The following is a 9,378-nucleotide window of genomic DNA, read 5'->3' on the forward strand; positions in this document are numbered from 1 at the left end:
CAATAAAGTTAGAATAGCACTTCAACCATCTCACATCGACTTCGGAGTGCTATTTACTTTAGTCACCATCTTATTTTAAGCATCTATCATCAATCACATTCTGGTATGGTAAATGGATTTGTTTAGTTCCATATCGACGAATCGGTACAACTGTGTCGGTCGTTTAGATGTTCGGGTTGTCTTCTTCCCTACAACCTCTTGGATAAATGGCAAAGATTTGACCTTTCTTGCAAATGCCGATTCCAATGCAATTGCGGAATCATCAGTGACCGTAAGGAGAACGGCTTGCAGCTCCGAGTAAGTGAATTCTTCAGGTAGAAATTCCTTTGCGACAGTCGTTTCGAGAAGTTTCTGGCGAATCACATGAATCGCATCTGCAATGATTTGTGCATGATCAAAAGCAAGCTCAAGATTCATGACCTCTTTTACCGAGAACAGTTGAACATCTGCGGCATCATCGTTTGCCTGTCTTTTGGACAACTTGTGTTCTGGAACAATCGCAAAGTGTGCATTTGTAATCATCCAGCCCCGCGGATCACGTCCTGGTCTATCATATACACCGTAATGTTCAAGATGAATGTTCTCTACACCTGTTTCTTCTTGTAACTCACGTTTTGCACTTTCAAATGCAGTCTCATTTGGATTTACGAAGCCACCAGGCAATGCCCACTTCCCTGCTTCGATATTTGGCGTTCCTTCGCTGTTAAGCTTACTCCGCTGAATGAGCATAATCTTGAGATCCATCTCGGGCGGTTTGAATTCTTTGATTGTAACAGGCAATATCGTAAATACAGCAATATCTGATGTATAGCCATCTGGCGTTCGATATTTTTTTACATTATATTGTGCTAAGGCATCTTTGTTTGACATTTATAAGCACAACCCTTTCTCTCTTTTAACAATTACCAATGTGTTAATTGTATATTAATCATAGTTCCTACATTTGTCAACCTATATATTCTATGTTTTTAATACATTTTGTTCTAACTTATTTTGGGCAAAAAAAGGTTAAGAAAAGAAGTACGAATCTACTCCGATATGTCGAGTTAAAAAAGCATAATTGTAAAAGTTCTAGTCGAACACCAAAAGGAGCAGCTGCTCCGGCAAACTGCTCCTTGCTTCAATAGATCCCTTAAGGTTACTGCACAATTTTGTATGAATTTTTTTATTGCGTATCTTAACATAGCAGAAAACGGTTGCCTTCTTCACGGCAACCGCTTCTCTTAACTGTCGTTTAAATTTTCAAACGTCGACTATTCAGTTCGGTATAACTGACCGCATGCCGCATTAATGTCCGATCCGAATTGAGTTCGGACCGTAACGTTCACACCATTTAGCTTCAACGTCCGAACGAACGTTTTGATCCTTTCAGGGTCAGTTGGCAAGTAGCTTTGAGGCGTCACTTCTGTCGAATTGTAGGGAATTAGGTTCACGTGGTAGAGATGTTCCCAAGATCCCCTTCCCCTTAACAGAGCGGCAACCGCTCTCGCATGCTCCGTCGAGTCGTTGAACCCTCGAAAGTCATCTGCGATATTTTCAGGCTTTCCGAGCTATCGACGTTTCTCAGGAGCTGGGATCTTTCCTCGATCGCGGAATGCTGTCTTTGCTCAATTGATTTGGATCGCTTCATCATTTTGGCGGCCTTGTGACCGATGTATCCTTTGTCGACCTTGGAGCCGGAGTTACGGGTGCCGTTTTTCGTTTTTTCTACTTCGTGCGACCAGTTGCTCGTTCGCTTGGCCGCTTCGGACAGCCTCTTAATGTCCTTCCTCAGCTTTTCGTTCTCGGCCAGTTCGAAATTGTCCTGTCTTTGTTTGTTCTCCCACCAGTCTGAAAAGTTTCCGTTCTGGATTTCGATATTGGTCTTATTGATCGAAATAATGTGATCCACACAATTGTCGAGAAACGCCCGATCGTGTGACACCAAAATAAAACCGCTCTTGTCGTTCAAATAATCACTTACTAGCTTCCGAGCATGCAGATCCAGATGATTGGTCGGCTCGTCGATAAGCAAAAAGCTGTTCTCCTTCAAAAACAGAACCGCCAGCATTACCTTCGTCTGTTCTCCGTTGGACAACGAGTCGAACGGTCGGTACAACACATCTTCTGACAACTTCAGCAGCGAAAACTCGCGCATGAGTTGCCAGTGCTCATAGTCCGGATGGATGTCGGCTACCACATCGAATGTATAGTTTTCCTTGTGTTCGACGTGGAACGGGAAATACTCGAAACTGACGTTAGAGGAAATCGTTCCGCTGTATTCATACTTGCCGAGCAGCAGATTGAGAAACGTAGTCTTGCCCCGGCCGTTCCTCCCCGTAAAGCCCAATTTCCAGTTGGTATCGATTTGTAAACTTACATGCTCAAATTTCAACCCTATCGGGAAGTCTTCCCCTACTTTCTTACGCATTTCCTCATAGGGTTTTGATTAAGAATTTCATACGGCCATTCAAATCACCGCCCCACTCGTCTTGAAGTTTATTGTGGTGAGGAGATAAAAATTGATTGATTAAATAGCCGTGAGCGGCATTCCCAAATCGATAAATGAGCTGCCATATCTCATTTGATGTTAGTTCCCTTGGTTCATATTCATTAAAAAAATCTTTAATGTCCCCAGATAAAGGAATTACACTCGGTGCAACGGGATATTTTGAATTAGAGTTGTGAAACGGTATTGAACCGACCGTCTTTCGATAAGAGAATTTTTTGCATTAATCGTACTTTTTTGACTTAGCGGAAAATAAACATACTAAGTGAATCCATGTATTGAGGAAAGGAGATTTTAAACCATGCGATTTGAGTTATTTAAGAGCAAAATTCTAACGGATGGATTTACACGCTTAATAGAAGGTCCTTCATGCGATAAAAACGGGAATATTTACGCCGTTAATTTTCAAAGAGATGGCACGGTTGGTAAAGTAACCCCAAATGGAAAAAGCAGTGTTTTTATTGAATTGCCTACGGGAAGTACCGGATGCGGGACACGTATTGACCCTAATGGAACTATGTACATTGCAGATTTTAAAAAACATAATATATTCGCCGTTAACCTTGAAACGAAAGAGATCCGTGTACATGCTAATGAACCTGCAATGAACCAGCCTAATGATTTAGCGATAACCGAACAAGGTGTTTTATTCGCTAGTGACCCCAACTGGCTCCATCAAAATAAGGGGCAATTGTGGCGTATTAATACAAATGGAAACACGCATTTATTAGAAAGGAATATGGGAACGACGAATGGAATTGAAGTGAGTCCTGACGGTAAAAAATTATATGTAAACGAATCTTCGCAAAGAAGAATATGGGTATATGATCTATCAAGTACTAATGAATTGAGTAATAAACGCTTATTGGTAGAGTTTCGGGATTTTGGACTTGATGGAATGCGCTGTGATGTGGCAGGCAATTTGTTTGTTACTCGCCCTGAAAAAGGTATGGTGGCGAAGATTTCCCCTGATGGTCTTTTACTAAGCGAAATTTCCCTTATTGGTAAAAACTGTACCAACCTTACATTTGGGGGACCTGATGGAAGAACCTGCTATGTGACAATGTCTGATACAGGAAGCATTGAAATGTTTCAATCCGATGTGCCTGGAAGGTGTTGGAGTTTGTTGCATAGAAGTTTTTAGATTAAGGTTGCGATAACGGCGATTTTAGCAACCCTCGTCCCCCTTTCTTCCCTTTCATCTCATTTCCTCAATTATGCGCATAAATCCGTGTCGTAAAGCGATTAAGCCCATATGTTTTTTGTCGTTGCCTCGCGACAGAAGCATATGGGCTTTGAATAACAAAACCTCCTATTAGAGCAATTAATTCTAGTTGTTCCAACGCTGGTCGTGTGTACGTATTTATCCACATCCGCGACGCCATACATTGCAATTGCTAACCAGGGTATCCGCCCTTTTATCCATATTTTAAGCAAATTATCTTCTTTATTTTTTTATTCTCGTTCAATAAAATGGCCCTTAAACTAAAGAAAAAGCACAATTCTTACTGCAGAATTGCGCCATTAAATGGAATAACATAATTGGGGATTCTGTTCAAACTTTTTTACAAAGGATCAGAGTTTGTTATAAATGATCAAACTTTATTTTAAATCTAAAGTAGTGCCAAACGTCATTTAATTCTAAAGTAATGACGCCAAATAAAAAAAGTCACAGAGGAACACACGTTGAATTCATTTGAATTCGGCGTTTTTTGTGTGAACTCGCAACAATCTTAGTTTGTATAATATAGGTGTATTTGGTATATATTATCATTTGGTAATGCGAACTACGTTAGCTTGCTGCCCAGTGAACAGAAAAGGAGTCGTTCATTTATGGCACGTATTCGATTAAATTTTCGTAGCCTTACGTTATTTGAAGACGAGGAATGGGGAGACACGCACATGGCAATGTACGCTACTGTTCGTGATAGCTCCGGTACGCCGTTGGCAGCTTTTCAATGGAACAATCTTGGAAGAGAAGTTGACGAAACGACTACATATAGTTTAGCGATCGATCCGGAAAATAACAATGTGATTGACATTGATCTATCCTCATGGGCCACAATTCAAGTTTCGGCTTTTACGCATGATGACAACGCTTGGCCAAATTCAGACGACAACGAGAATCAACTTGGTTCGGCCTCGAAAACAATCGATCCTCGCGTTCTGAGTTCACTAGGTACCCTGACGCTTGGACCAACACGAACGGACAACGGCAATACGGGCTACCTTGTCACGCTCGAAGCTTCACTTATCGCGGAACCATCTCCGGCTGAGGTTAGAATCCAATTGGATAATCTCATTCTGTATGAGGATGAGGAATGGGGAAGCACACATATGGCTATTTACATGCACGCACAAGCTCCGGAACAAAACGGACGTCCTGCCTTCCACCAAGAGATCTTCCGTTGGAACAATGCCGATAAGGAAGTGGACGAAGTTAATTCTTACCCTTTGAACAACGGTTTGGATTCAACTACTATCCGGTTAACCTTGAACGGACCTACGGTCATCTGGGTAGAGGGTTACGCCGATGATGATCGGAACTGGCCCTCAAGAGAGAGGCATGAAAATTCCCTTGGACAAGCGCTGATTACGATCGACCCTAGTGATCCAAGCACATTAGGACAGCGTCAACTAGGACCTACTAGCACGGACAACGACAATACAGGTTACGTAATTAACTTGACGGTAGATATGCTTCCACCTGCCGGTGATGGTCCCAGCCTTTCCGTTATTGGACTTGAGGTTACACAAGCCATTCAACACTTTGCTAGCGCGCTCGCCCCTGACAATTCTGTACCATTGGTAGCGAACAAAGTCACGCTCGTCAGGGCATATTTGGACTCCGGACTCGCCGCTGGCGGTACGATTGATAATGTCACAGGAACTCTCACTGTCTCTGGGGCGACTTACCTAACAATTCAATCTATCGCTCCAATGACCGCAAAACCGGCGTCGGCCATCAATAGAGCAAACTTCTCGGACACCCTGAATTTTATCATCCCCGCAGAGATTGCAAACGGTACTTTGAATCTTACTGTTCAAGCCACCGTAGGTGGAAATTTCAGTGCACCGATACAAACATCGGTCTCGTTTACAGCAGCGAAACAACTGGATATCCTCATGATTCGTATTGCAAGTAATGGTGTTCCCGCTCCGAGTCAAGTTAGTTACTTTGCGGCGGTGAATCAACTTCCATTAATCTATCCTATTCCGACTGATCCCGGACAGGCAATACGATATTGGATCATCCCAGGATCTGAGGTGGTAATGAATACACACGACTTAAGCACTGACGATGGCATGCATGATCTATTAGATGACCTGGAAGATATTCAAGAAGAAACTTCCGAAGAAACAAAAGCATATGCTCTCATCCCAAATAACGTGTCTATGAACCGTTTTGGTACATCGCGCAAATGGGACAATGTAGCATTGGGCTATTCTTACATCATGGAATCGGTGGGCCATGAACTTGGGCACCTATATGGTCTGGATCATGCTCCATGCGGAACATCAGGGAATTATCCGGATGATACTGATGACGATTTTGTGCCTGCAAATGGTTTAATCGGTGAGGTAGGTGTGGACGTAGTCGGTAAAGTTGCGTTCTCACCAACCGTCAGCGACTTTATGAGTTATTGTGGAAGTCTTGGATTACCTTATGAGAATCAGTGGATCAGCGCCTATCATTGGAACAAGCTCTTTCAAGATTTTCGGGAATAGTGATGATGCACATAGAGCCTTAAAAAGGAGGAATTATCGCCATGACAAATGAACATCTTATCGCTAGTCGTGAATTTGAAGCCCCCTTCGTTCGAGTACGCGGCCGTTTGTCTCGCAACGATGACGTTCGTTGGAGCCCATGTATTCGAACGTACCGGCAACCCCATGGACTCCAGCTTCCGGATCCAGTAGAGCATGTTGATACCATAAAGACCACGAATTGGACGCATGACTATTGGATTCTGTTTGAGGATGGCCAAGGAAATGTCCTCGCCTGTGCTCTGGCACAACCTGATTTTTTTGCAGAAGATCAGGAATGGGGCACTTTTGTCCAACGACTTCCCTATCACCGTCAGACAGCACGCGTTGTTTTACGCAAAGGGAGCAAAGAAATCGGGGTGTTGAATGTAACACAGAAGCTGCCGGATTTCGTGCTCCATCATCCGATTAAGACGAGAGATATCGATCCCCTGGGTATCTTGCATCTTCGATGGGAAGCAAAATCTGGACATCATAAAAAAACTCCCTACACCTACTATGTTAGGTTCTCTCATGACTATGAACACTGGGTACGGCCTGGGGTCAATCTAAGAAAAACAGAATTTGACTTAGATTTACGCGAAATGCCAGGTGGTAAACATTGTGTGGCTCAGGTGATTGCGACCAATGGTTATCAAACAGCATACGTCGAGACGCGACCTTTTGAACTTCCTTATAAACCGGCCGAAATTCTGCTGGGAGATACTTCGGGTCCTCTCCTGTTTGCACAGGGGTTTTCTAGACAACATGGTCCTATTCAAGGTGAAAACATTACATGGTTGATGGATGGTAAAAAAATCGTGGGAATGGGAAGTACATTTGATGTAAGAAAACTGAGGTCGATCCATCGTCTGTTGGTAAGAGTTCAAGAGCCTTCTGGAGATATCGTCAGTATGGATTTGGGGTTGTATGATGGTGATACCGGCTTGATAGTTCGCCCTAGAGCAGGCTTCTAATGCAGTAATCTGCCGATTCAAGGACTTGTTGACTAACTACTCTTCAAAATCAAAAGTCGATGATTCATTACAAAATATAATGAGTCATCGGCTTTTGTGCTATGTACATGAATATAACTTATCTGTAGACATTACCTATTACCATCAGGAGCGTTTTTTCATTCCATTAGGTAAATTCATTATTAGGATCAATTTAAACAAAAAATTCGCTTGGTAAACATCAACCAGTATGTGCAGCGGATTAAGATGGCTACAATTACCGATATCCAGTCCTCTGAGAATTAATGGGTCCTGTTTTGCTGGTTTGTAGGTTCAAAATTAAACAACTTTAAGGATTTAAAGTAAAAAGAAGGTGGTTTTTAAGGGGCATCGAATTATCAAGACATAAATCGTAAAAAGTCATAAAAAAATAGAGGGTGATACTTATTAGACATGATTATATGTATCACCCTTTTACTTCTTGTTCTACAAACGCGCCCGATTGTAAAAGATCAGTGGCTGCTGTATATGGCTCGCACTTATTGAACACTAGCTACCCGTTGTTCAATAAGAAATACTTTAATAAAGCAAAAAAGACATCCATATGTAATAACAACCTAATTGTCAGGTTTATGTTCTTGCCAATAGGAATTATTAGGATTTGCGTCCAGTACATAGATATCAATTGGACCTCCGACGGTTTCTACTTGTTCCATAACTTCCACAAATCCTTTTTGATAAAAATCTAATGCCTCTTCAAATGTCAAATCATCTGTATTGGTTTTATAATATGACATCATAATTGGGTACACCTTATCATCTCCTATGATTGCCTTACTTCCTCCCCAATTAAATTCTTGAAAGTGTGATTGATAGGCATGGATTTTAGGCTTCAATTCCCCCACTTTCGTTTACCTCAAACTTTGCAAGTAAAAGGAAAAACGATTGTCTAAGTTAAATGGATTTCGTCCCATCTTTTCACTTAGTGTTCTGTTCCACATCTCCACAAGTCCTGTTAGCAACTGTTCACTGTTGCCTTCGTTAGCGACTTTTACGGCTCTTTAATGTACCTAATTTTACTTCATGTTTTTCAGCATGTCATGTGCTGTATTAGATGGTTTTTCATATAAGAAAAGCACCCATATGACAAGGCTCTTACTTGACGTACTTAACCATTACAATATTTCGATATACCCTTCTGTTCCATGCACGCGAATTCGTTGTCCATCTTTTATCCGATTGGTGGCACTCTCCACTCCTACAACTGCAGGCAGGCCATATTCACGTGCGATAACTGCCCCGTGGGTCATCAGTCCGCCAACTTCGGTGACTAGACCTTTTATAGATACAAACAATGGTGTCCAGCTAGGATCCGTAAAGGCGGTGACTAATATATCTCCATCTTCTAGATCAGCATCTTCCATGTTCAAGATGACACGTGCGCGTCCCTCTATAACTCCGGAAGACACGGGTAGACCTATAATCGCTTCGTCAGGCAGATTTTCTCGTTTGTACTCCCCTGGAATGATTTCACCATCAGACGTGATAACACGTGGTGGAGTTAGTTTTTCATAATAGTTGTACTCGTCTTTTCGTTTGCTGATGATGTGGAAATCCAGTTTATTTGTGCGTACAACCTCGTGAAGTTCCTCATAAGTGAGATAGAAGATATCTTCTTTTTCATGAATGATGTCCGCTTGTACGAGTTGTTCGGCTTCTTTCAGTAAAGCCTGTTTATACACGAAGTAGCGATTAACCATGCCGTATTTCGGATATTCCCTATACCCGCTGAAATTCCGGATGAAGTCGATCGTTTGTTTTGTTTCTTTAGCTTTTTGTTCACCATCAGGCAATTGCTTTAATCGTTCTAATAACTCTTGTTCTTTTTTCAAAGCTTCTTGCTGCCCTTGCTCAAATTTCCGCTGGCTAGCATTAGGCTCAAAGTTTTTGATGTTACCAAGGATCAACGGGACAAGTATAATTGGTTTTTCGATCCAGCGCGTTCTAGTCATATCGATTTCTCCGGCACATCGCATTCCGTATTTGTCGAGATAACCTTTGATCGCGTCTCGGGTTTCCTGCCCGCCATCTAACTTAAGCAGTTCATCCAAAAAGTGCTCATCTTTGACATGTTGCAAATATTCAATGATCTCCGGATAAGGACGGATCACATCTGCGACATCCAAT

7 protein-coding genes and 2 pseudogenes are annotated in these 9,378 nt (G+C 42.1%); 3 read left to right on the top strand and 6 right to left on the bottom strand.

Annotation, left to right across the window (positions count from 1 at the left end; translation table 11 throughout):
• Window positions 1-93 precede the first annotated feature (93 nt).
• From LQV63_RS28585 to LQV63_RS31890, 4 genes and pseudogenes are all read right to left on the bottom strand, one after another.
• Window positions 94-870, bottom strand: a complete 777-nt coding sequence (locus LQV63_RS28585; protein ID WP_233699254.1) for an NUDIX hydrolase — start codon at window positions 868-870, stop codon at window positions 94-96.
• Window positions 871-1,253: 383 nt separating this feature from the next.
• Window positions 1,254-1,517 (bottom strand): annotated as a pseudogene (locus LQV63_RS28590) (23S rRNA (adenine(2503)-C(8))-methyltransferase ClbB); the annotation flags it as partial.
• Window positions 1,517-2,410, bottom strand: a pseudogene (locus LQV63_RS28595) (ATP-binding cassette domain-containing protein); the annotation flags it as partial. The pseudogenes LQV63_RS28595 and LQV63_RS28590, both read right to left, overlap by 1 nt.
• Window positions 2,411-2,414: 4 nt before the next feature.
• On the bottom strand, window positions 2,415-2,675 hold the full coding sequence (locus LQV63_RS31890; RefSeq protein ID WP_325175934.1) for an oxidoreductase: 261 nt from the start codon (window positions 2,673-2,675) through the stop codon (window positions 2,415-2,417).
• A gap of 114 nt (window positions 2,676-2,789) precedes the next feature.
• Here LQV63_RS31890 and LQV63_RS28605 point away from each other — a divergent pair, with 114 nt between their 5' ends.
• The 3 genes from LQV63_RS28605 to LQV63_RS28615 all read left to right on the top strand — a co-directional run bounded on the left by LQV63_RS28605 (window position 2,790) and on the right by LQV63_RS28615 (window position 7,212).
• Complete coding sequence (locus LQV63_RS28605) at window positions 2,790-3,632, top strand: SMP-30/gluconolactonase/LRE family protein (protein ID WP_233699255.1); 843 nt, start codon at window positions 2,790-2,792, stop codon at window positions 3,630-3,632.
• A 689-nt stretch (window positions 3,633-4,321) separates the two neighbouring features.
• Window positions 4,322-6,217: a hypothetical protein gene (locus LQV63_RS28610; RefSeq protein ID WP_233699256.1), complete on the top strand. Its 1,896-nt coding sequence runs from the start codon at window positions 4,322-4,324 to the stop codon at window positions 6,215-6,217.
• Window positions 6,218-6,258: 41 nt separating this feature from the next.
• A complete protein-coding gene (locus LQV63_RS28615; protein WP_233699257.1) occupies window positions 6,259-7,212 on the top strand; it encodes a hypothetical protein in 954 nt (317 codons plus the stop codon).
• A 596-nt stretch (window positions 7,213-7,808) separates the two neighbouring features.
• On the opposite strand, the gene LQV63_RS28620 is transcribed toward LQV63_RS28615, so the two are convergent.
• A complete protein-coding gene (locus LQV63_RS28620; RefSeq protein WP_036703233.1) occupies window positions 7,809-8,096 on the bottom strand; it encodes an Ntn hydrolase family protein in 288 nt (95 codons plus the stop codon).
• Window positions 8,097-8,366: 270 nt separating this feature from the next.
• A partial coding sequence (locus LQV63_RS28625) for a PEP-utilizing enzyme (RefSeq protein ID WP_267934245.1) occupies window positions 8,367-9,378 on the bottom strand: 1,012 nt, incomplete at its 5' end.

The organism is Paenibacillus profundus (assembly GCF_021369635.1).
Taxonomy (GTDB): Bacteria; Bacillota; Bacilli; order Paenibacillales; family Paenibacillaceae; genus Paenibacillus_B; species Paenibacillus_B profundus.